This is a genomic window from Curtobacterium sp. MR_MD2014, from assembly GCF_000772085.1.
Classification (GTDB): domain Bacteria; phylum Actinomycetota; class Actinomycetes; order Actinomycetales; family Microbacteriaceae; genus Curtobacterium.
In genome coordinates, this window is record NZ_CP009755.1 from 2,145,738 (window position 1) to 2,168,680 (window position 22,943).

Genomic DNA, 22,943 nt, shown 5'->3' on the forward strand with positions numbered 1-22,943 from the left:
CCCCGGCGGTTCCTTGTCGGGCTCCGGGGCCGGAGTTAGCGTCGCTCGCATGCCCACCCCCACCGCGGAGCTCGCCTGCGTCGTCCTCGCACACGAGGACCCGACCCAGGTCCGCCGACTCCTCGAGGCGCTGGACCCCTTCCCCGTCTTCCTGCACTGCGACGTCCGCACTCCGGACGCCGCGCACGACGCGATGACCGACGGGCTCCCGCCGCGCGTCCACCTGCTCGACCGCCGGCGCACCGGATGGGCGCGGTGGGAGAACGCAGCAGCGGAGCTCGCCGGGTACCGCGCCGCGCTCGCCGGGACGGATGCGAGCCACATCGCCGTCCTGACGGGCAGCGACTACCCGCTCGCCACCGCCGACGAGGTGCGCGCGGTGCTCGGGCGCCACCCCGGTCGTTCGTTCCTCGTCACCCACCCGCTCCCGCACCCGGACTGGCGCGGCGGGGGCTGGTCGCGGTTCCGCTACCGCCACTGGGCGTGGCGCAAGCACATGCTGCGGCTGCCGGTGCCGCGTCGGCTGCCGCGTGGGGTCGTCCTGACCGGTGGGTCCCAGGTGAAGCTGATCAGTCGCGAGCACGCGCAGGCCGTGGTCGACGTCGTGGACGCCCGCCCGGACCTCGTGCGCTTCTGGCGCCGCGTGTGGATCGCCGACGAGTCGCTCGTGGCCTCGATCCTGAACTCCCCCGCACTCGTCCCGGGGTTCGCCGACGAGCACCTCGAGCACCCGCTCTGGTACATCGGGTGGGACGGTACCCGGATGAAGAGCCCGCCGTGGCTCGGGACGCCGGACGCCGGACGCCTGCTGGAGCACTGGACCGGTCCGGACGACCAGCCGCCGTACCTGTTCGCGCGGAAGTTCTCCACGAGCCGCAGCGCCGACCTGCTCGACCTCGTCGACGCGGCGGTCGGCCTGCGGGCGCACCGTCCCGCCGGGGCCACCGCGCCGTGAGCGTCCCGTCCGACACCGGGAGTGCGACGCGGACGACGACGGTGCGGCGCGCCGGGCGGCACGTCGCCCGTACCCGCGACACCACGAGCAGCCCCGGCAGCACCGCCGGCACGGACACCGGCAGCACCGACACCGGCAGCACCGCCGTCCGCACGGGTGCCTCGGCGCTCTTCGGCCGGGGCATGCTCTACGTGGTCGTCTGGTCCATGCAGCTGGTCGTCAGCTCGCTCGTCTCCCCCGTCCTCGCGCACCTGCTGCCGCCGTCCGAGTTCGGCGTGCTCGCGTCCGCCATCGCGCTCTTCCAGGCGCTCGGCGTCCTCGCCGTGGCCGGACTCGACCAGGCGGCGGTGCTGCAACGCGCCGAGGACGGCGACGACCGTCGGGCCCGCGGGCTCGTCCCGGTCGGTGCGGTCCTCGCGACCCTCGTCACGCTCGCGGCGCTGGGGTCGCTGCCGGCGTGGGGTGACGCGGCCGGCTTCGTCGGCCAGCACCCGCTCCTCCTGGTCGCGGTGCTCTGGACGCTGCCCGCGGCGGTCGTGCAGACGTCGCTGGCGCTCCTCGTGGCGCAGGACCGGATCCGCGTCTTCGCGGTCACCAGTCTGCTGTCGTCGGTGGGCGGCTCGGTCATCGGCCTCGGCCTCCTCGTGCTCGTGCACGCCGACGCGACCACCTACGCCTGGGGCGGCGTGGTCGCGCAGGGCGTGGCGATGGTGATCGGCGTCGTCGCCGTCCGCCCGCGCCTGCGGGGGCTGGTCGACCACGCGACGACGGCACGCGCCTTCCGGCTCGGCGTGCCGATCGCGCTGGGCAACCTGTCCTACTTCGTCCTGAACGCCGGGGACCGCATCGTCGTGCAGCGCCTCCTCGGACCCGACGAGGTGGCCCGCTACCAGATCGCCTACGTCGTCGGTTCGGCGGTCGTCCTGCTCCTGACCTTCACGAACAGCGCGTGGGCGCCGCACTTCGCCGCGCTCCGCGACGCCGCCGCACGACGGCGCCTCGCGATGCACGCGCGTGACGAGCTGTACCTGCTCCTCGCGCCGGTGCTCCTCGCCGTGACCCTCGTGTCGCCGGTCGCGCTCCCGGTGCTGGCACCGCCCTCGTACCGGGTCGAGGAGCTGTCGGTCGTGGTGTTCGTCGTCGCCCTGACGGCCTTCCCGGTCGTCGCGAGCGGCGCCACCGGACGACTGCTCGTCGTGGAGCGCCGCGGTGTCGCCGTCGGGGTGATCGCCGCCACCGCCGCCGCCGTGAACGTCGGCGCGAACCTGCTGCTCGTCCCACCGCTCGGCATCGCCGGCGCCGCGCTGTCCACGGTGCTGTCGTACGCGCTGCTCGCCGTGCTGCAGCAGGCCGCGCTGCGGGACCGGAGGCTGTGGCGTGGACCCGCCCGCCGGGTCCCCCTCGTCGTGGTGCCGGCCGTGCTCCTGGCTGCGGCCTCCCTGCTCGCCCCGCAGGACGCCGTCTGGGACGTCGTGCGCATCGTCGGCGTCGTCGCCTGCCTGCCCTGGTTCCTGCAGCGGCTCCGGGCGGCCCGCGGCGACTCGCGCTGACCTGCACCCGCGCGCACCGACGCCCGCCCGGGCAGCACGCGCGAGGCCCCCGGTACCCACGCGGGGTACCGGGGGCCTTGCATCTGCCGGGGTCAGACCGCGACGGGCTCCGGAGCCGGCGCCGTCGCCCGCACCACGACGGCGCCGAACGTCCGCCCGACCGCGTACCCGGTCACCGTGGCGACGACGCTCGTCACGATCGCGAGCGCACGGACACCACCACCACGGCCGACCGTCCCGAGCTCGCGCAGGAGCGCCCTCGGCAGCACCCGGGTCAGGTAGGTGCCCTCGCTCGAGAGCGAGTCCCGCGCACCGACCCGTCGGCTCAGGATGGCCTTCGAGATCCCCTCGTAGTAACTGCGACGACGGACGTACCGCATCGACACCCGGTCGGCCGACACGCGGTGCGAGACGTTCGACCGCGGCTCGTAGCGGATCCGGGCCGTCGGGCGCATCTGGGCGATCCGGATGCAGAGCTCGGTCTCCTCGCAGCCCAGCGGCTGGTTGCCGACCCGACCGATGCCGGACCGGAACCCGCCCGCGGCGAGCAGGACGTCCCGCCGGAACGCCATGCTCGACCCGATCACGTTCCGGACGTCGCCGGCCTCGGTCGGCAGCCCGGTGTAGCTGCAGCCGACGATCCAGAGCAGCTCGTCCGGGAACGGTCCGGCGCCGGTGGTGTCCGGCCACGACGGGGTCGCGCGGCCGCCGACCCCGACGACGTCGGGCAGCTCGAGGGACTCGACGAGGTGCATCAGCCAGTCCGGGTCCGCCGCGGCGTCGTCGTCGAGGAAGGCCACGACGTCGGACGCGGCGAGTGCCACGCCCGTGTTCCGGGCGCCGGACAGGCCGCGCTCCTCGGCGTTCGGGACGACCCGCAGCTCGGGCCACCTGGCCGCGGCGCGGAGCAGCAGCTCGGGCTCGTGGTCGATCACGACGACGACCTCGGTGGCCTCGGGCTGCCGCTTCGCCGACTCCACGGCTGCCTGCAGGTCGCCCCAGCGCTGCTGGGTGTAGGCGCAGATGACGACCGCGACCGTGGGCAGGCTCACGCGGCTTCCTCGTCGAGGACGGCCACCGGCTCCGCAACGGCGCGGGCGCGCACCGGCGTCGGCGCGAGACGGGCGCGGGCGGCGACCTCGCCGGCGCGACGACGCTCGTGCATGATCGAGGTGAGGACGCGGATGCCGTCGCTCACGGCGTTGAGGTTGCTCGTGCCGTGCACGCGGAGCTTCTCGTGGCTCGGGACCTCGGTGATCGCGAAGCCGGCGGCGGACCACCGGCAGGTCAGGATCGTCTCGATCTCGAAGCCGTCACCCCACCGCATCGATCCGTCGGCGGGCTGCGGGAGCGTCGAGGACAGCAGACCGACCGTCGGCAGCGTGTCCGCCCAGAACGCGTTGTAGCCGTAGCAGAGGTCCGTGTACCGCGCACCGAGCAGCAGGTTCGAGATGATGTTGAGCCCCTTGTTGCCGAGGCCCCGGATCACCGTGATGTCGTCGCTGCCGCCGCCGGGCGCGTACCGGGACCCCTTGGCGACGTCGGCACCGGCGACGAGGGCGTCGACGAAGCGCGGGATCTCGGCGGCGTCCGCGGAGCAGTCCGCGTCGAACATGACGACGACGTCGCCGGTGACCGCCTCGAAGCCGCAGGCCAGTGCGTTGCCCTTGCCCTTCCGGGTCTGCTGCACGACCGTGATCGACGGCATCAGGCGCCGCGCGGTCGCGACGGTGTCGTCGACCGAGTTCCCGTCGACGAGGATCACCTCGTGCACGGGCGGCAGCATCGGCAGGATGATCTCGAGGTTGCGCGCCTCGTTGCGTGCGGGGATGACGACCGAGACACGGGGGTCTCGGGGTCGGACGGTGGTGCTCATGGTGCTCCTGTCGGGTTCAGGCTGCGTGGGTCGTGTCCCGTCGGTCCGGCGCTGGGTGGGCGCCGGTGGGACGTGTGGGGATGGTCCGTGGGGCGGGTGGGGTGCTCTCACCGCGGGGACGGGGGTACGCCGTTCCCGCGGCGGTCCCACCTTCGTCCGCGCCGTGGTCACCGGTCAACGCGGCGCGGGGTGCGTTGCGGCAGCCGCGACCGCGCGTACGGAATCCCGCAAGCGGGCGCGGATCGTGCGGGCACGGCGGCCGGGAGGCACGTGCTGACGCTCCGACGCACCGCCCGACGCGCCACGTGGCGACCGGGAGGGGCGGGACGGGTGGACCGTTCGTCCGACGTCCCGCACGTCGTCGCGTCGCGGCGCGGGGTGCGGCCGCGCGACGGTCGCTGCGGTCCGGTACCGGGCCGGGCCGCAGCCCGCGGTGCGGGCGCACGGCGCGCCTCCCGGTCGGCACGCGGTCGGACCGCGTGCCGGATCAGGAGGTCCGGCGGGCGGCAGCCGAGCGGGCGCGCACCGTGTGACGGGACCGCGCGTAGCGACCGACACCCCGCAGCACGGCGCGGAGCTCGACGCCGCGCACCGCGGCGACCTCGCGGTCGAAGGCGCTGTCACCCGCTGCGGGGACGGTGTCGGAGCGCGCCGGCCCACCGGCGACGTCCGCCGCGGGGACTGCCGCCCCGGCGAGCAGGTGCCGGACCGCGCCGGGCGCGCGGACCAGCGCCATCCCGAGCGTCCGTGGCCGGAGGGCGGTCTTCGTCAGCCACGCCCCGAGCCCGGTGCCGTACCCGACCGCCTGGGTGCGGAGTGCGGCGACGTCGGCGCGGTGCCGGTGCCAGACCAGGGCGGAGGGCTCGACCGCGAGGGCCGCGCCGGAGAGCACCACGCGGGCGAAGACGTCGATGTCCTCGCCGCCGCCCGTGGCGGTGCCGACGCCGAGCGCCTCGTCGAAGCCCCCGAGCGCGAGCACCGCGTCACGGCGCATCGCGAAGTTCGCCCCGGTGCCGTAGTCGCCCACCGAGAACGGGAAGAGCGGCCGGTCCGCCGGCGGGGCGGTGAGCCGGAACACCCGCGGGGTGAGGTTCCGCGACCAGGTCACCCGTTCGTCGAACCAGCGCTGGGCCGGCGTGCGGAGCTCGCCGCTCGCCACGAGCCCGCTGACGCACACGACGTCCTCCCCGCGGGCGAAGCCGGACGCGAGGGCACGGAGCCACCCGCGGTCGACCACCACGTCGTCGTCGGTGAACGCGACGACCTCGCCGCGGGCGGCGCGGACACCGGCGTTCCGGGCGCTGGACAGCCCGGGCGTCGGCTCGAGCACGTACCGGATGCGCGGGTCGGTGCCGGGCGCGGTGACGAGTCGACGGGTGGCGTCGTCGGACGGCGCGTTGTCGACCACGACGACCTCCAGGTCGGGGTGGTCGAGCGCGAGGACCGACCGCAGGGCGTCGGCGAGCTGGTCGGCGCGGTCGCGGGTGCAGAGCACGACGGTCGTGCTCGGGAGCCGCACCGGCACGGGCGGGTGCTCGGCCGGGGGCAGCGCGTCGACGGCCGCGCGGAGCTCGGAGGCGTCGACCGCCCCGTCGGTGACGGGCAGGTCGACGAAGCCCCGGGGCGACGTGCCCGCACGGACGAGGAGCCGCGCCGTCCGGTGGCCGGCGGCGTCCGCCAGCGGGATCGCGACGTCGCCGTCGGGGACCTCGTGCGCGTCGACGGCGCCGACCCAGACCGCACCCGGCCAGGTGGGCGGCTCGGGGCTCGCCATCGTGCGCTCGAGCACGAGGCGGGACGACGACGGTCGCGGCGGCGTGGAGGTCATGGGACCACCGTCGTCGGCCCCGGCGGTGGCGTCAACGCGGCCGCGGGGAGCCTGCGGTTCCCCCGCAGGAGCGGACGCGACCGTGCGTGATGCCGCAATGCCGCAGGGCACCCGCACAACACCGTCGGCACCCTCGTCGGTGGCGGTCGACGATGGTCGACTTGCCTCGACAGCCGGCACCCGACCCGAAGGAACGCCCGATGCCCCTCACCACCGCGGTGGTCACCCCGTGACCGCGACGGCGCCCACGCGGGTGGAACTCCGCCGGGCGCACCGGGTGCACCGGTCCCCGCTGCCGGCGGTCGCTGCCGCGGTGCTGGCGTTCGCGGCGACGGCGGTGCTGCTCACCGGGACGACCGGTCCGGTGCAGACCGCCGTGGTCCTGACGGCGCTCCTCGTCGTGCCCGGGACGGCCGTCGTCCGGCCCCTCCGCCTGACCGAGCCGGTGAGCCGGGCGGCGCTCGTCCTCGTCGCCGGTGCCGCGGTCGACACCGTCGTCGCCCTCGCCATGGTCTGGACCCAGCGCTGGGCCCCCGTCCCGGCGGCGGGCCTCGTCCTCGTCGTCAGCGGCTGGGCGGCGCTGGCGCACGGGGTCGTCACGGCCCGGTCGTCCGACCGGGCGTCGGTGCAGCACGCCGTCCGCTCCGCCTGGGCAGCACGCCGCGACGGTACGGTCGTCCGGCTCGCGGTCGGCGGCGGCGTGCTCGTCACGGGGGTCGCGCTCTGGGTCGTCGGCACGGCGCAGACCACCAGAGGGGCGCTCGGCGAGTGGGGCCTGCTCACCGCCGTCCCCCCGGTGTGGTGGGTCGGTGCCGGTGCGGTCCTCGCGGTGACCGTCGTCGCGCTGGTCGACCGTCGGTTCCCGGCCGCGCTCGGCACCGCCACCGCCGCCGTGCTCGTCGTGGTCGTGTACGGCACGGCGAACCTCGCGGCTGCCGAGCCCCGACCGCCCTGGGTCTTCAAGCACATCGCCGTCACCGCGTACATCCAGCAGCACGGCTCGGTCGACCCGGCGATCGACATCTACAACCGCTGGCCGGGCTTCTTCGCGGTGAGCGCCTTCCTCGGTTCCGTCACGGGGACCACGGACGCCGCCGCGCCGGTCCGCTTCGTGGAGGTCGCGTTCGCCCTGCTCGACGGTGCCCTCGTCCTCGGCATCGCCCGGGCGCTCGGGCTCCGGGGCCGCTGGGCGGTCACGGCCGCCGTGGTCTTCAGCGCCGCGAACTGGGTCGGTCAGGACTACTACTCACCGCAGGCGTTCGCCTTCGCGCTCTTCCTCGCCGTCGTGCTCGTCGTGCTCACCACGCTGCGCAGCACCCCGAACGCGCTCGGGCGCGGGATCGTCGGTGTCGTCTCCCGGCTGCTCCGGGCCCGCCGGGCACCGATCGTGCCGACCGGTGGGACCGTCGCGGCCGTCGACCCCGGTACCGCCGCCACCCGCACCGCGACCGTCACCGCAGTGGTCCTGGTCGTGCTCCTCCAGGCGGTGATCACGGCGTCACACCAGCTCACGCCGTACGTGCTCGTCGCCGCGTTCGTCCCGCTCGTCGTGATCGGGGTCGTCCGACCCTGGTGGACCGCGCTGCCCGTCGTCGCCGCACCGCTGCTGTACCTCCTGCCGAACCTCGACTACGTGCAGGAGAAGTTCGGCCTGACCACCGGGTTCGACCCGGTGAGCAACGCCACGGCCGCCTCGACGTCCATCGCGATCCCGTCGCTCGCGACCACCCTGCAGAGCCGCGGGGTGCTCGCCCTCACCGCCCTGGTCGCGGTCGTCGCCCTGGTCGGCATCGTGCGGACGGTGCGTGCCGGTCACGGCCACCGGGCACTGCTCGTGCTCTGGCTCGCCGCGTGCCCGGTCGTGCTCGTCCTCGGGCAGAGCTACGGGGGTGAGGGCAGGTTCCGCGTCGTGCTCTTCTCGGCGCCCTTCCTGGCGATCGCCGCCGTCCACGCGCTGCACGGGCGTCGGCTCCGTCTCCTGCTCACCGGCGCACTGGTCGGCGTGACGACGCTGCTCTTCGTCGCGACGACGTTCCAGGCCGAGCAGGCGAACCGGACGCCGGCCGGCGAGGTCCTGGCGGCGCGGTGGCTGGACGGCCGCTTCACGGCGGACGACACCCTGACGACCGTCGGCGGCTTCCCTGCCGTCATCGGCGCCGGGTACCCCGCCTACCTGCAGCGCTGGGGCCAGGTGCAGTCGCTGGGCGACCTCACGCAGTGGTACCCGGACGGCATCACGCCGGCCGACCTCGACGAGTCGCTCGCGGACCGGGCGCACGGCGGGGACGCGTGGCTGGTGTTCTCCGACGCCGAACGCGCGGACGTGGTCGCCCGCGGCACCGCGACGGGCGCGGAGGTCGACGCCCTCGAACGTTCGGCAGCGGATCGCGGGACGCTGCGCTACGACCGCGACGGTGTCCGGATCTACGAGGTCGCCCGTGCGGCGTGAGCCCGCGACGCCCGAACCGGGCCCCACACGGCGCGACGTGCTGCGCCGCGGTGCGGTCGTCGCGGGACTCGTCGGCGCCGCGGCGCTGACCGGCACCGTGGCCGTCGTCCTGCCGACGGCGATCCGCCGGGCCGACCGTGCCGTGCCCGCGGAGATGCCCTCGGGGACGGTCGAGTCGGGCGGGGTCCGCTGGGTCCCGTACCTCGCCGAGGACTTCGACCGCGACGCCGCCCACGGCGACCTGCTCGCGGTCTACCCGGCGATGGCCGAGTACCGCGGGTTCCGCGACACCTCGGGCAAGGGGATCTACCACCCGGACGAGGTCGTCTCGGTCCACGACTCGACGCTCGACTTCCACCTGCGGACCGAGGACGGTCAGCCACTCGTCGCGGCCGTGCTGCCCGCGGGCTACCGGTCGTACACGCACCAGCGCGTCTCGATCCGCTACCGGGCCGGTGATGCCCCCGGCTACAAGTTCGTGATGCTCCTCTGGCCGCTGTCGGGCGACTGGAACGAGGGCGAGATCGACTGGCCGGAGGGCGACCTGGGCGGCGACGTCCGCCCGGTGTCGGCGGTGCCGGGCAGCTTCGACGCCGCGGACCGCACCATGCGGTTCCTGCCGGAGGACGCTCCGACGGTGCCGGGCGGCCAGCAGGACTGGCACGTCGCCACCGTCGAGTGGACCGCCGACGTCGTGCGCTTCTGGTGGGACGGTGCACTGGTCGCCTCGACGACGGGCGCCGTGCCGAGGGTGCCGATGCGCGTCACCCTGCAGGCCGAGACCGCGATCGGCGACGCCCGCGTGCCGGCGGGGTCCGACGGGCACGTGCTCGTCGACTGGGTCGTGGCGTACCGCGCGGCCGACTGACGCCGAGCGGGCTCCTGCCCGGACGCCGACCACGACGGACCGACCGTCGACACCTCCGGGACACCGGCGCTCCTCGGTGCCGGCGTCCGGTGTCGTTCCGGGCGTTCCGCGTCCGTTCGCGCGCCCGGTGTCGATTCGGGCGTTCCGTGTCGATCCGGGCGTGTCTCCTCGTACGAGGCGCCCGGGAACGGGAAAAGCCCCCGGGATCTCCCGGGGGCTTTTCCTTCGAGCTGGGGTACCTGGACTCGAACCAAGAACGACGGTACCAGAAACCGCTGTGTTGCCAATTACACCATACCCCAAAAGGCCTGCTGGCCTTCCGTTCCCCGTTGTCCGGGGCACGATCAACTACTGTACAGCATCCCGGAGGTCCTCGAGACCACCCACCAGGTCCCGGTGCACCGCGGCTGCCGTCGACGCCCCGTGACCGGCTGCCACGACGAGCTGCTCGGGACCCGGCGGGGTGACGTCCCCGACGGCGTACAGCCCGGGCACCCGGGTCCGACCGACGCGGTCCACGCGGAGGAGCCCTTCGGCGTCCCGGTCCGCCGGCGCGTCGAGCCAGTCGAGGTCGGCGTGCCACTGGGGTCGCACGAACGCTCCGGTGTGCGGCCGCACGTCGCCGTCCGCCAGGCGGACACCGGTGAGGCCGTCCCGACCGCCCTCGAGGTCGGCCACGGGCCGTTCGTCGACCGTCACGCCCGCCGCCGACAGTCGCGCACGGCCGGCATCGTCCAGCACCGCGGCACCGTTCGTGTAGACCACCAGGTCGTCGGTCCACGAACCGACGAGCAACGCGCGGTCCACCACGTCGGGCGTCTCGCACAGGAACGCGAGGGGTTGCCCTGCGTGCTCGTACCCGTCGCACTCGACGCAGCTGTGCACCGACGTGCCGTAGAGGGCTCGCAGGGACGGCAGTGCCGGGAACTCCTCCCGGAGCCCGGTCGCGACCACGACGGCCCTCACGCGGGCCCGCAGCTCGGCCCCGCGGGAGGAACCGTGCACCGACCAGCCGTCACCCTCGCGGGACACGTGGTCGACGACCGACTGCACGACGGTCGCCTCCGGGTAGGACTCGACCTCGACCCGGCCGAGCTTCCGGAGCTCGAGCGGCGAGATCCCGTCGCGCGTGACGAAGCCGTGCGAACGGAGTGTGGCAGCGTTGCGCGGTCGGTTCGCGTCGACGAGCAGCACCGTCCGCCGAGCGCGGACCAGGTTGAGCGCAGCGCTCAGCCCGGCCGGACCGGCACCGATGACCGCGACGTCGACGGACAGGACGTCGCCGTCCCGCGCACCCGGAGTCGTCACCACGACGGTGTCAGCGGTCCGCGAGTCGGCGGAGACGGGTGAGTGTGGACTCCTTGCCGAGGATCTCCATGGACTCGAACAGCGGCGGGCTGATCCGGCGCCCGGACACGGCGACGCGGAGCGGTCCGAACGCCACGCGCGGCTTGAGGCCCATGCCGTCGATGAGGGACGACCGCAGGGCTGCTTCGATCGACCCGGTCGTCCAGTCCTCGACGCCCTCGAGCGCGGTGACCCCGGCGTGGAGCACGTCCCCGGCGTCGTCCTTCAGCGTGGCGCGGGCGTCGTCCTCGACCACGAGCTCGTCGTCGGTCGTGAACAGGAAGCCGAGCATCGCCGGAGCCTCGCCGAGGAGCTGCATGCGCTCCTGGACCAGCGGGGCCGCCGCCGCCAGCACCCGCTCCTGCTCGGCGGTCGGCGGCACCGACACGAAGTCCGTCAGGTACGGCAGCAGGCGTCCGCGGAAGTCGTCGGCGTCGAGCAGACGGATGTGGTCACCGTTGATCGCCTCGGCCTTCTTGTGGTCGAAGCGGGCGGGGTTCGGGTTCACGTCGACGACGTCGAACGCGGCGACCATCTCGTCCGACGAGAAGACGTCGCGGTCCGGGCCGATCGACCAGCCGAGCAGCGCGAGGTAGTTGAGGAGCCCCTCCGGCACCATGCCGGCGGAACGGTGGTGGAACAGGTTCGACTCGGGGTCGCGCTTCGAGAGCTTCTTGTTGCCCTCCCCCATGACGTACGGCAGGTGACCGAAACGCGGGACGACGTCGGTGATGCCGACCTCGACGAGCGCCTCGTACAGCGCGATCTGCCGCGGGGTCGACGACAGCAGGTCCTCACCGCGCAGCACGTGGGTGATCCCCATCAGGGCATCGTCGACCGGGTTCGTGAACGTGTACAGCGGCTTGCCGTTGGGGCGGACCACCACGAAGTCCGGGAAGGTGCCCTGCTTGAAGGTGATCTCGCCGCGCACCAGGTCGTCGAAGCTGAGGTCGCGGTCGGGCACACGGAGCCGCAGCGCCGGCTGCCGCCCCTCGTCGCGGAACGCCTGGCGCTCGGCCTCGGTCAGGTCGCGCTCGTGGTTGTCGTACCCCTGCTTCGGGTCGCGACCGGCGGCCGTGTTCCGGGCCTCCATCTCCTCCGGTGTCACGTACGACTCGTAGACGTGGCCGGACGCACGCAGCTTCGCGATGACGTCCTCGTACACGTCCGAGCGCTCGGACTGGCGGTACGGACCGTGCGGACCGCCCACCTCGACGCCCTCGTCCCAGTCGAGCCGGAGCCACCGGAGCGCGTCGAGGATCTGCTCGTAGGACTCCTCGCTGTCCCGAGCGGCGTCGGTGTCCTCGATGCGGAACACGAGCTTGCCGCCGGTGTGGCGCGCGTAGGCCCAGTTGAACAGGGCCGTCCGGATGAGCCCCACGTGCGGGGTCCCGGTCGGGCTCGGGCAGAAACGGACTCGGACGTCGGAGCCGGTGGCAGTGGTGAACGGTGCAGTCATGACCACACGATCCTACCGGCGCGCCACGCTACCCGACCTGCGGTGGCGGTGTGCGGGTCGGCCCGTTAACGCAGGAAACCCCTGACCGATAACGGTCAGGGGTTTCCTGGTGTTGCTGAAGTTGAGCCCGGCGGCGTCCTACTCTCCCACAAGGTCCCCCTTGCAGTACCATCGGCGCTGAGAGGCTTAGCTTCCGGGTTCGGAATGTGACCGGGCGTTTCCCTCTCGCTATGACCACCGGAACACTGTCGACCCAGATCCTGGATCAAACCATTGTTCCTTCAGAGCATTGCTGAAGTATTCAGTTTGATTCCCGATCGTCTGTCGGGAACCACAAAGTGGACGCGAGCCCGCCACCCACAAGGGGTGACGGTAAAAGTTGTGTTGTCAAGTCTTCGGCTTATTAGTACCGGTCAGCTCCACGGGTCGTTAGTCCCCGCTTCCACATCCGGCCTATCAACCCAGTAGTCTGCTGGGAGCCTCTCACACTCAAGGTGCATGGAAATCTCATCTCGAAGACGGCTTCCCGCTTAGATGCTTTCAGCGGTTATCCGGTCCGAACGTAGCTAATCAGCGGTGCCCTTGGCAGAACAACTGACACACCAGAGGTTCGTCCATCCCGGTCCTCTCGTACTAGGGATAGATCTTCTCAAATTTCCAACGCGCGCAGCGGATAGGGACCGAACTGTCTCACGACGTTCTAAACCCAGCTCGCGTACCGCTTTAATGGGCGAACAGCCCAACCCTTGGGACCTACTCCAGCCCCAGGATGCGACGAGCCGACATCGAGGTGCCAAACCATGCCGTCGATATGGACTCTTGGGCAAGATCAGCCTGTTATCCCCGAGGTACCTTTTATCCGTTGAGCGACAGCGCTTCCACAAGCCACTGCCGGATCACTAGTCCCGACTTTCGTCCCTGCTCGACCTGTCAGTCTCACAGTCAAGCTCCCTTGTGCACTTACACTCGCCACCTGATTGCCAACCAGGTTGAGGGAACCTTTGGGCGCCTCCGTTACTCTTTGGGAGGCAACCGCCCCAGTTAAACTACCCATCAGGCACTGTCCATGAACCCGATCAGGGTCCTACGTTAGACATCCAAAGTGACCAGAGTGGTATTTCAACAATGACTCCACGAACACTAGCGTGCCCGCTTCACAGTCTCCCACCTATCCTACACAAGCCACTCCGAACACCAATACCAAACTGTAGTAAAGGTCACGGGGTCTTTCCGTCCTGCTGCGCGTAACGAGCATCTTTACTCGTAGTGCAATTTCGCCGAGTTCGCGGTTGAGACAGCTGGGAAGTCGTTACGCCATTCGTGCAGGTCGGAACTTACCCGACAAGGAATTTCGCTACCTTAGGATGGTTATAGTTACCACCGCCGTTTACTGGGGCTTAAATTCAGAGCTTCGCCCTGAGGCTAACCCTTCCTCTTAACCTTCCAGCACCGGGCAGGCGTCAGTCCGTATACATCGTCTTGCGACTTCGCACGGACCTGTGTTTTTAGTAAACAGTCGCTTCCCACTGGTCTCTGCGGCCTTCAACGCTCAACAACGAGAAGTCGTATCACGTGTCCGGCCCCCCTTCTCCCGAAGTTACGGGGGCATTTTGCCGAGTTCCTTAACCACGATTCTCTCGATCTCCTTGGTATTCTCTACCTGACCACCTGAGTCGGTTTCGGGTACGGGCGGCTGCAACCTCGCGTCGATGCTTTTCTCGGCAGCATAGGATCACTGATTTCCCCTTACGGGTACGCGTCGGATCTCAGGCACACAGACGACGGATTTGCCTATCGTCAGCCCTACATCCTTACACCAGGTTCACCTTACGGATACCATCGCCTGGCTCAGCTACCTTCCTGCGTCACACCTGTTCATACGCTAGCCGCACCAGCATGGGGTCGAGCGTTAGACCGGACACCATCACCCCGAAGGGATCCGGAAGTCCGGGTTAGGACTCTTAGCACCACTGGATTAGCTTGGGCGGTTGTTCGCCGGTACGGGAATATCAACCCGTTGTCCATCGACTACGCCTGTCGGCCTCGCCTTAGGTCCCGACTTACCCAGGGCGGATTAACCTGGCCCTGGAACCCTTGGTCTTTCGGAGGACGGGTTTCTCACCCGTCTTTCGCTACTCATGCCTGCATTCTCACTCGTGTGGCGTCCACGGCTGGATTACTCCGCCGCTTCACTCGCCACACGACGCTCTCCTACCACTCCGCACGACTGAACCACGAAGGCTTGTCTGTGTGCGAAATCTACAACTTCGGCGGTGTGCTTGAGCCCCGTTACATTGTCGGCGCGGAATCACTTGACCAGTGAGCTATTACGCACTCTTTCAAGGGTGGCTGCTTCTAAGCCAACCTCCTGGTTGTCTGTGCAACTCCACATCCTTTCCCACTTAGCACACGCTTAGGGGCCTTAGTTGGTAGTCTGGGTTGTTTCCCTCTCGACGATGAAGCTTATCCCCCACCGTCTCACTGCTGCGCTCTCACTCACCGGCATTCGGAGTTTGGCTGACGTCAGTAACCTGTTGAGGCCCATCGGCCATCCAGTAGCTCTACCTCCGGCGAGAAACACGCAACGCTGCACCTAAATGCATTTCGGAGAGAACCAGCTATCACGAAGTTTGATTGGCCTTTCACCCCTATCCACAGCTCATCCCCTCCATTTTCAACTGAAGTGGGTTCGGTCCTCCACGACGTCTTACCGTCGCTTCAACCTGGCCATGGATAGATCACTTCGCTTCGGGTCTAGGACATGCGACTGAATCGCCCTATTCAGACTCGCTTTCGCTACGGCTGCCCCACACGGGTTAACCTCGCCACATATCACTAACTCGCAGGCTCATTCTTCAAAAGGCACGCCGTCACCCCTACAAGGAGGCTCCGACGGTTTGTAAGCAAACGGTTTCAGGTACTATTTCACTCCCCTCCCGGGGTACTTTTCACCTTTCCCTCACGGTACTTGTCCGCTATCGGTCATCTGGGAGTATTTAGGCTTATCAGGTGGTCCTGACAGATTCACACGGGATTTCTCGGGCCCCGTGCTACTTGGGATACACATCCGGCCATAACACCATTTCGTCTACGGGGCTGGCACCCACTACGGCCCGGCTTTCAAACCGGTTCGACTATGATGCGCTGTAACCGTCCCAGTCCGGCAGAACTGAGCGACGTGTCCCACAACCCCGACCATGCAACGCCCGCCGGCTATCACACATGATCGGTTTAGCCTCATCCGCTTTCGCTCGCCACTACTCACGGAATCACATGTTGTTTTCTCTTCCTGTGGGTACTGAGATGTTTCACTTCCCCACGTTCCCTCTACCCGCCCTATATATTCAGGCGGGAGTCACCAGGTCGACAAGTCGCCTGGCGGGGTTTCCCCATTCGGAAATCCTCGGCTCACAGCTCGATTATCAGCTCCCCGAGGCTTATCGCAGATTTCTACGTCCTTCTTCGGCTCCAGATGCCAAGGCATCCACCGTTTGCTCTTAGAAACTTGACCACAAAGATTAAAATTGCGATCGACTCGAACAACAACCAACCCGAAGGCCGGTCATCATCACGAGCGATCTAAGATGCTCGCGTCCACTGTGTAGTTCTCAACATACGATCGGCACCACACTCCCCCGACACCCACGGCATCAGCTTCATGCGGCCCACTCGAAGAACCGGTACCCCAGACCCCAACCCGGCACGAACAGATCACTCCATCCCACCCAGCCAGACCCTGGCGGCTCAACCCCCGACCAAGACATGCTCGATCAGGAAGCCTGGTCCCTCAGGACCCAACAACGTGCACCAGCCGAACCGCTCACCCCGACCCGTCCCAACCAGCAAGCTGGCGTACTAGGGCCGGAAGCTACGCTCCCGACTGCACTGTCAATGTTCCACCCATGAGCTACCGGCAACCACGTTCGGGTTACTCGGCGCCTGAACCAGACACCTGCAGGGCAGGGCCGGTCAGATGCTCCTTAGAAAGGAGGTGATCCAGCCGCACCTTCCGGTACGGCTACCTTGTTACGACTTAGTCCTAATCACCGATCCCACCTTCGACGGCTCCTTCCACAAGGGTTAGGCCACCGGCTTCGGGTGTTACCGACTTTCATGACTTGACGGGCGGTGTGTACAAGGCCCGGGAACGTATTCACCGCAGCGTTGCTGATCTGCGATTACTAGCGACTCCGACTTCATGAGGTCGAGTTGCAGACCTCAATCCGAACTGAGACCGGCTTTTTGGGATTCGCTCCACCTTACGGTATCGCAGCCCTTTGTACCGGCCATTGTAGCATGCGTGAAGCCCAAGACATAAGGGGCATGATGATTTGACGTCATCCCCACCTTCCTCCGAGTTGACCCCGGCAGTCTCCTATGAGTCCCCGCCATAACGCGCTGGCAACATAGAACGAGGGTTGCGCTCGTTGCGGGACTTAACCCAACATCTCACGACACGAGCTGACGACAACCATGCACCACCTGTACACCGACCACAAGGGGGCGACCATCTCTGGCCGTTTCCGGTGTATGTCAAGCCTTGGTAAGGTTCTTCGCGTTGCATCGAATTAATCCGCATGCTCCGCCGCTTGTGCGGGCCCCCGTCAATTCCTTTGAGTTTTAGCCTTGCGGCCGTACTCCCCAGGCGGGGCGCTTAATGCGTTAGCTACGACACAGAAACCGTGGAAAGGTCCCTACATCTAGCGCCCAACGTTTACGGCGTGGACTACCAGGGTATCTAATCCTGTTCGCTCCCCACGCTTTCGCTCCTCAGCGTCAGTTACGGCCCAGAGATCTGCCTTCGCCATCGGTGTTCCTCCTGATATCTGCGCATTCCACCGCTACACCAGGAATTCCAATCTCCCCTACCGCACTCTAGTCTGCCCGTACCCACTGCAAGCCCGAGGTTGAGCCTCGGGATTTCACAGCAGACGCGACAAACCGCCTACGAGCTCTTTACGCCCAATAATTCCGGACAACGCTTGCACCCTACGTATTACCGCGGCTGCTGGCACGTAGTTAGCCGGTGCTTTTTCTGCAGGTACCGTCACTTTCGCTTCTTCCCTACTAAAAGAGGTTTACAACCCGAAGGCCGTCATCCCTCACGCGGCGTTGCTGCATCAGGCTTTCGCCCATTGTGCAATATTCCCCACTGCTGCCTCCCGTAGGAGTCTGGGCCGTGTCTCAGTCCCAGTGTGGCCGGTCACCCTCTCAGGCCGGCTACCCGTCGTCGCCTTGGTGAGCCATTACCTCACCAACAAGCTGATAGGCCGCGAGTCCATCCCCAACCAAAAAATCTTTCCACCACCAGACCATGCGGCCAGTGATCATATCCAGTATTAGACGTCGTTTCCAACGCTTATCCCAGAGTCAGGGGCAGGTTACTCACGTGTTACTCACCCGTTCGCCACTAATCACAGGAGCAAGCTCCTGATCATCGTTCGACTTGCATGTGTTAAGCACGCCGCCAGCGTTCGTCCTGAGCCAGGATCAAACTCTCCGTAAAAAATTACAGATCCGACACCCGAAAGCGCCGAACCGAGTTGATTCTGACTGTTGACTGTCTACTGACAATCTTCAATCCAAAAGGAATTGTCTCCGACGACCACAACCAAAGCTGCAATCGCACGGGGTCAAAATAATTGGCATTGACAATGTGCACGCTGTTGAGTTCTCAAGGACCAGACGCACCCCCCGCTCAGCACCACCACAGTGGAACCTCATCAGAGGGGCTGGAAGTTCGTTGCCGGGGAAGAACCGCGGCGGACAAGATCTCCAGGTGAACCCGGTGACCGTCTCGGCCGTTCCGTTCTCCGCCTCAGCGGCAACGAGTGATTACTCTACGCACGGCCCGACCACACCACCAACACCACCAACATCCCGGGCGTGTCGCACGGTCGGCACCTCGTGGCCCCGGTACGGCGAACGGCCCGCTCCCCTGTGGGAACGGGCCGTTCGGGTGTCGCGAGCACTCAGTGGCGAGCGATGACCGGGTTCTTCAGCGAGCCGATCCCCTCGATGAGGACCTCCACCACCTCGCCGTCGCGGATGGCCCCGACCCCGGCCGGGGTACCGGTGAGGATGACGTCGCCGGGCAGGAGGGTCCAGATCGACGACACGAACTCGACCAGGGACGGGATGTCGTGCACCATCTCGCTGGTCGACGCCGCCTGGCGCAGCTCGCCGTCCACGCGGGTCTCGAGTCGGATGTCCGACGGGTCGATCTCGGTCTCGATGACCGGACCGAGCGGACAGAAGGTGTCGAAGCCCTTGGCTCGCGTCCACTGTCCGTCGCGGGCCTGCAGGTCGCGCGCAGTCACGTCGTTCGCGATCGTGTACCCGAGCACGACGCTCGCGAAGTCCTCGCGCCGGACGTTCTTGGCGAGCGAGCCGATCACGATGGCGAGCTCGCCCTCGTGGTCGACACGGCCGACCTCGGCCGGCAGACGGATGGGGTCGTCCGGACCGATGACCGCGGTGTTCGGCTTGAGGAAGACCACGGGGTCGTCCCCCGACCGCTCGTCCATCTCCGACGCGTGCTCGGCGTAGTTCAGGCCGACGCCGATCACCTTCGACCGAGGGATCACCGGTGCGAGGAGCTTGGCGTCGGCGAGCGGCACCCGCTCCCCCGTCGTCTCGAACCCCTGGTACATCGGGTCCCCCGCAAGGACGACCAGGTCACGCTCGTCGAGGATGCCGTACCGCGGGTCTTCACCCGTGCTGCTGAACCGTGCGATCTTCACTGTTCGACCCTACCGATCCGCGGCTCAGGCCGGGTCCGTCAGGCGCGTCATCCACCCGTGGGGGTCGGGACGACGGCCGTACTGGATGTCGGTCAGCTCCTGGCGGAGCGACATCGTCAAATCGCCGGCACCGACGGTCGGCGACCCGATCGTGAAGCCCTCGCCGCGGAGCTCCGCGATCGGCGTGACCACCGCGGCCGTCCCGCAGGCGAACGCCTCGGTGATCGAGCCGTCGGCCACCCCGTCCCGCCACTCGTCGAGCGTCACCCGACGACGCTCCACCCGGAGCCCGCGGTCCTCGGCGAGCTGCAGGATCGAGTCGCGGGTGATGCCCTCGAGGATCGACTCCGAGTCCGGCGTGACGAGCGTGCTGTCCGACCGCACGAGCACGACGTTCATGCCGCCGAGCTCCTCGAGGTACCGGCCCTCCTCGGAGTCGAGGAACATCACCTGCTGGCAGCCCTGCTCGTAGGCCTCCTGCTGCGGGAGCAGGGACGCGGCGTAGTTCCCGCCGGTCTTCGCAGCCCCGGTCCCGCCACGTGCGGCACGGGCGTACTTCGTCGACAGCCAGATGCTCACGGGCTTCGGTCCGGACGTGAAGTACGCCCCCGCCGGGCTGGCGATGCAGTGGTACGCGACCTCCTGCGCGGCACGGACGCCGAGGAAGGACTCGGTCGCGATCATGAACGGACGCAGGTACAGGCTGGTCTCCGGCGCCGACGGCACCCAGTCCACGTCGGCGCGGACGAGCTGCCGGACCGACTCGACGAAGACCTCGAGCGGCAGCTCCGGGAGCGCGAGCCGACGGGCCGAGCGCTGGAAGCGGCGCGCGTTCGCGTCCGGCCGGAAGGACCACACCGACCCGTCCGCGTGGCGGTAGGCCTTCATGCCCTCGAAGATCTCCTGCGCGTAGTGGAACACGCTGGCGCTGGGGTCGAGGGTCAGCGGTCCGTACGGGTGGATCGATGCGCTGTGCCAGCCGGCTTCGAGCGACCACGCGACGGTGGCCATGTGGTCGGTGAAGTACTTGCCGAAGCCCGGGTCGGCGAGGATCTCCTCGCGCTCGGCCGCGGCCCGACGCTCGGGCGACGGCGTGTTCGCGAACTCGAGGGCGAAGTCGCCGTCGGTCTCGGTGTCGGTGCTGCTCATCTGGGTGACTCCTGTCAGGCGGTGGTGGTGCGTGCTGCGACCGCGGCGGCGATGGCGTCGCCGACCTCGGCCGTGCTGCGCGGCGTGGTGCCCCGGCTCGCGAGGTCGGCCTCGACCGCCTGTGTCACGGCCGCCGCCAGGTCTGCACGACCGAGGTGGTCGAGCAGCAGGGCGACGGACAGGACGGCGGCGGTCGGGTCGGCGACCTGCTGGCCTGCGATGTCCGGCGCGGAACCGTGGACCGGCTCGAACATGCTGGGGAAGGTGCCGTCCGGGTTGATGTTCCCCGAGGCCGCCAGACCGATGCCGCCGCTGATCGCGCCGGCCAGGTCGGTGATGATGTCCCCGAACAGGTTGTCGGTGACGATGACGTCGAACCGCCCGGGCTCGCGGACCATGTGGATCGTCACCGCGTCGACGTGCTGGTAGTCGACGGTCACGTCCGGGTGCTCCTCGGCGACCGCCGCGACCGTCCGCTGCCAGAGGGAACCCGCGTGCACGAGCACGTTGCTCTTGTGCACGAGGGTCAGGTGCTTCCGCGGGCGGCGGGAGGCGAGGTCGAAGGCGTACCGGACGACGCGCTCGACACCGTGTGCCGTGTTGAGGGACACCTCGGTGGCGATCTCGTGCGGCGTGCCGACGCGGATCGCGCCGCCGTTGCCGACGTACGGGCCCTCGGTGCCCTCGCGCACGACGACGAAGTCGACCGCGCCCGGGTCGGCGAGCGGGCTCGCGACCGAGGAGTACACCGTCGTGGGGCGGAGGTTGACGTAGTGGTCGAACGCGAAGCGCAGCTTCAGCAGGAGTCCACGCTCGATGATCCCGCCCGCGAGTCGCGGGTCGCGCGGGTCACCGCCGACGGCGCCGAGCAGGATCGCGTCGTGCTCGGCGATGGCGGACATGTCGTCCTCGGTGAGGATGTCGCCCGTCTCGAGGTACCGGGCGGCACCGAGCGAGAAGGCGGTCTCCTGCACGTCGAGGTCGTCCGGTAGCACCGCGTGCAGGACCTTCAGCGCTTCGTCCACCACCTCGGGCCCGATGCCGTCGCCGCGGACGACCGCCAGCTTGAGCGTCTGTGCCATGTCCCGGACCCCTACAGCGTGATGTCGATCTCGCGGAGCGAGGTCGCGTCGATGGTGGAGCGCACGTGCTCGAGGATCTCCGCGGGCACCGGCGAGTCGACCGTCAGGACGCTCAGCGCCTGCCCGCCGGCGGCCTCGCGCGAGATCTGCATCGCGGCGATGTTGATGCCGGAGTCGCCGAACTCCTTGCCGTAGACCGCGACGATGCCGGGGCGGTCGGTGTAGACCATCACGACGTGGTGCGCGTCGAGGGCGACCTCGACGTCGTGGCCGTTGATCTCCACGAGCTTCTCGACCTGCTTGGCACCGGTCAGCGTGCCGGACACGCTGATCGCGGGCCCGTCGGACTGGGCACCGCGGATCGTGAGGACGTTGCGGTACTCCGGGCTGTCGGCGTCGGTGATGAGCCGGACGCTCACGCCGCGCTGCTCCGCGATGAGCGGGGCGTTGACGTACGAGACCTGGTCGCTGACGACGTCGGTGAAGACGCCCTTGAGGGCTGCGAGCTTCAGCACGCTGACGTCGTACTGCGCGAGCTCGCCGTGCACCTCGACGTCGATGCTCGTCACCGGCGAGGTGGCCAGGCCGGTGAAGACCTGACCGAGCTTCTCCATGAGCGGGATCCCCGGGCGGACGTACGGGTCGATGACGCCGCCGGCGACGTTGACCGCGTCCGGCACGAGTTCGCCGCCGAGCGCGAGGCGCACGGACTTCGCGACGGAGACGCCGGCCTTCTCCTGGGCCTCGTCCGTCGAGGCGCCGAGGTGCGGCGTGACGACGACGTTCGGCAGCGCGAGCAGCGGCGAGTCCTTCGGCGGCTCGGACACGAAGACGTCGAGGCCGGCGCCGGCGATCTCCCCGGACGTGAGCGCCCGGTGCAGGGCGTCCTCGTCGATCAGGCCGCCGCGGGCGACGTTCACGACGAACGCGGTCGGCTTCATGAGCGCGAACTGCTCGTCCGAGATCATGCCCACCGTCTCCGGCGTCTTCGGCATGTGGATCGTGGTGAAGTCCGCACGACGGAGGAGGTCCTCGAGCGACACCAGCTCGACCCCGAGCTGCTGGGCCCTGGCCGTCGTGACGTAGGGGTCGTACGCGATGACCGAGACGCCGAACGCCTGCAGGCGCTGCGTGATGAGCGCGCCGATGCGGCCGAGGCCGATGATGCCGACGGTCTTCTCGTAGAGCTCGACGCCCGTGTACGACGAACGCTTCCACGCGCCGGCGGCGAGCGACGCGTGGGCCGCGGGGATGTGGCGCGCGAGCGACAGGATGTGGCCGACCGTGAGCTCGGCGGCCGAGATGATGTTCGACGTCGGCGCGTTGACGACCATCACGCCGGCGGTGGTCGCCGCCTTGATGTCGACGTTGTCCAGGCCGACGCCCGCGCGGGCGACCACCTTGAGCTGCGGCGCCGCGGCGATGGCCTCGGCGTCGATCTTCGTGGCGGACCGCACCAGCACGGCGTGCGCGTCGGCGAGGGAGGACAGGAGCGCGGCACGGTCGGTACCGTCCACGTTCCGGATCTCGAAGTCGGGCCCGAGGGCGTCGACGGTGGCGGGCGAGAGTTCTTCGGCGATCAGGACGACCGGCTTCGGCACAGCTGCAGTTCCTCACACGAGACGGGCGGTATCCCA

The 22,943-nt window shown here is 68.9% G+C and carries 13 protein-coding genes, 1 tRNA gene and 3 rRNA genes; 4 read left to right on the forward strand and 13 right to left on the reverse strand.

What is annotated here, in order from left to right:
* Positions 1-49 precede the first annotated feature (49 nt).
* Both NI26_RS09890 and NI26_RS09895 read left to right on the forward strand, forming a co-directional pair.
* Complete coding sequence (locus NI26_RS09890) at positions 50-955, forward strand: beta-1,6-N-acetylglucosaminyltransferase (protein WP_066654888.1); 906 nt, start codon at positions 50-52, stop codon at positions 953-955.
* On the forward strand, positions 952-2,505 hold the full coding sequence (locus tag NI26_RS09895) for a lipopolysaccharide biosynthesis protein (protein ID WP_066654890.1): 1,554 nt from the start codon (positions 952-954) through the stop codon (positions 2,503-2,505). Before NI26_RS09890 ends, NI26_RS09895 begins: the two co-directional genes overlap by 4 nt.
* A 92-nt stretch (positions 2,506-2,597) precedes the next feature.
* On the opposite strand, the gene NI26_RS09900 is transcribed toward NI26_RS09895, so the two are convergent.
* The 3 genes from NI26_RS09900 to NI26_RS09910 form a co-directional block, all read right to left on the reverse strand.
* The gene (locus tag NI26_RS09900) at positions 2,598-3,557 is read right to left on the reverse strand and encodes a glycosyltransferase family 2 protein (protein WP_081984928.1); all 960 of its coding nucleotides are present in this window, start codon (positions 3,555-3,557) and stop codon (positions 2,598-2,600) included.
* Complete coding sequence (locus NI26_RS09905) at positions 3,554-4,381, reverse strand: glycosyltransferase family 2 protein (protein WP_066654892.1); 828 nt, start codon at positions 4,379-4,381, stop codon at positions 3,554-3,556. Before NI26_RS09905 ends, NI26_RS09900 begins: the two co-directional genes overlap by 4 nt.
* Positions 4,382-4,868: 487 nt before the next feature.
* Positions 4,869-6,209 (reverse strand): glycosyltransferase family 2 protein, encoded by a 1,341-nt coding sequence (locus tag NI26_RS09910; protein ID WP_066654894.1) that lies wholly within the window; start codon positions 6,207-6,209, stop codon positions 4,869-4,871.
* Between the two features lie 229 nt (positions 6,210-6,438).
* On the opposite strand from NI26_RS09910, the gene NI26_RS09915 reads away from it, so the two are divergent.
* Positions 6,439-8,658 carry a hypothetical protein gene (locus NI26_RS09915; RefSeq protein WP_066654896.1) on the forward strand — a complete coding sequence of 740 codons (2,220 nt, stop codon included), beginning with the start codon at positions 6,439-6,441 and terminating at the stop codon, positions 8,656-8,658.
* Positions 8,648-9,526, forward strand: a complete 879-nt coding sequence (locus NI26_RS09920) for a glycoside hydrolase family 16 protein (RefSeq protein WP_066654898.1) — start codon at positions 8,648-8,650, stop codon at positions 9,524-9,526. The genes NI26_RS09915 and NI26_RS09920 overlap by 11 nt, the downstream gene beginning before the upstream one ends.
* A gap of 230 nt (positions 9,527-9,756) precedes the next feature.
* On the opposite strand, the gene NI26_RS09925 is transcribed toward NI26_RS09920, so the two are convergent.
* The 10 genes from NI26_RS09925 to serA form a co-directional block, all read right to left on the reverse strand.
* A tRNA-Gln gene (locus NI26_RS09925) sits at positions 9,757-9,828 on the reverse strand.
* A gap of 46 nt (positions 9,829-9,874) precedes the next feature.
* Positions 9,875-10,834, reverse strand: coding sequence for an NAD(P)/FAD-dependent oxidoreductase (locus NI26_RS09930; RefSeq protein WP_144411319.1), 960 nt, complete (start codon positions 10,832-10,834; stop codon positions 9,875-9,877).
* A 10-nt stretch (positions 10,835-10,844) separates the two neighbouring features.
* Positions 10,845-12,332 (reverse strand): glutamate--tRNA ligase, encoded by a 1,488-nt coding sequence (gltX, locus tag NI26_RS09935; protein WP_066658382.1) that lies wholly within the window; start codon positions 12,330-12,332, stop codon positions 10,845-10,847.
* Between the two features lie 125 nt (positions 12,333-12,457).
* Positions 12,458-12,574, reverse strand: a 5S ribosomal RNA gene (gene rrf / locus NI26_RS09940).
* Between the two features lie 141 nt (positions 12,575-12,715).
* A 23S ribosomal RNA gene (locus NI26_RS09945) occupies positions 12,716-15,843 on the reverse strand.
* A 473-nt stretch (positions 15,844-16,316) separates the two neighbouring features.
* Positions 16,317-17,838, reverse strand: a 16S ribosomal RNA gene (locus NI26_RS09950).
* The 16S, 23S and 5S rRNA genes sit together here, the layout of an rRNA operon.
* A 466-nt stretch (positions 17,839-18,304) precedes the next feature.
* On the reverse strand, positions 18,305-19,075 hold the full coding sequence (locus NI26_RS09955) for a fumarylacetoacetate hydrolase family protein (protein ID WP_066654901.1): 771 nt from the start codon (positions 19,073-19,075) through the stop codon (positions 18,305-18,307).
* A gap of 24 nt (positions 19,076-19,099) precedes the next feature.
* Positions 19,100-20,224 carry a branched-chain amino acid aminotransferase gene (locus NI26_RS09960; RefSeq protein ID WP_066654903.1) on the reverse strand — a complete coding sequence of 375 codons (1,125 nt, stop codon included), beginning with the start codon at positions 20,222-20,224 and terminating at the stop codon, positions 19,100-19,102.
* Between the two features lie 14 nt (positions 20,225-20,238).
* Complete coding sequence (locus tag NI26_RS09965; RefSeq protein ID WP_066654909.1) at positions 20,239-21,306, reverse strand: 3-isopropylmalate dehydrogenase; 1,068 nt, start codon at positions 21,304-21,306, stop codon at positions 20,239-20,241.
* A gap of 11 nt (positions 21,307-21,317) precedes the next feature.
* On the reverse strand, positions 21,318-22,907 hold the full coding sequence (gene serA, locus NI26_RS09970) for a phosphoglycerate dehydrogenase (RefSeq protein ID WP_066654911.1): 1,590 nt from the start codon (positions 22,905-22,907) through the stop codon (positions 21,318-21,320).
* Positions 22,908-22,943: the final 36 nt, after the last annotated feature.

Excerpts from the sequence above, each read along its gene's own strand:
- NI26_RS09910 (WP_066654894.1), bottom strand. The coding sequence starts at position 6,209 with ATGACCTCCACGCCGCCGCGACCGTCGTCGTCCCGCCTCGTGCTCGAG.
- gltX (WP_066658382.1), bottom strand. The coding sequence starts at position 12,332 with ATGACTGCACCGTTCACCACTGCCACCGGCTCCGACGTCCGAGTCCGT.
- NI26_RS09890 (WP_066654888.1), top strand. The coding sequence starts at position 50 with ATGCCCACCCCCACCGCGGAGCTCGCCTGCGTCGTCCTCGCACACGAG.
- NI26_RS09965 (WP_066654909.1), bottom strand. The coding sequence starts at position 21,306 with ATGGCACAGACGCTCAAGCTGGCGGTCGTCCGCGGCGACGGCATCGGG.
- NI26_RS09905 (WP_066654892.1), bottom strand. The coding sequence starts at position 4,381 with ATGAGCACCACCGTCCGACCCCGAGACCCCCGTGTCTCGGTCGTCATC.
- NI26_RS09960 (WP_066654903.1), bottom strand. The coding sequence starts at position 20,224 with ATGAGCAGCACCGACACCGAGACCGACGGCGACTTCGCCCTCGAGTTC.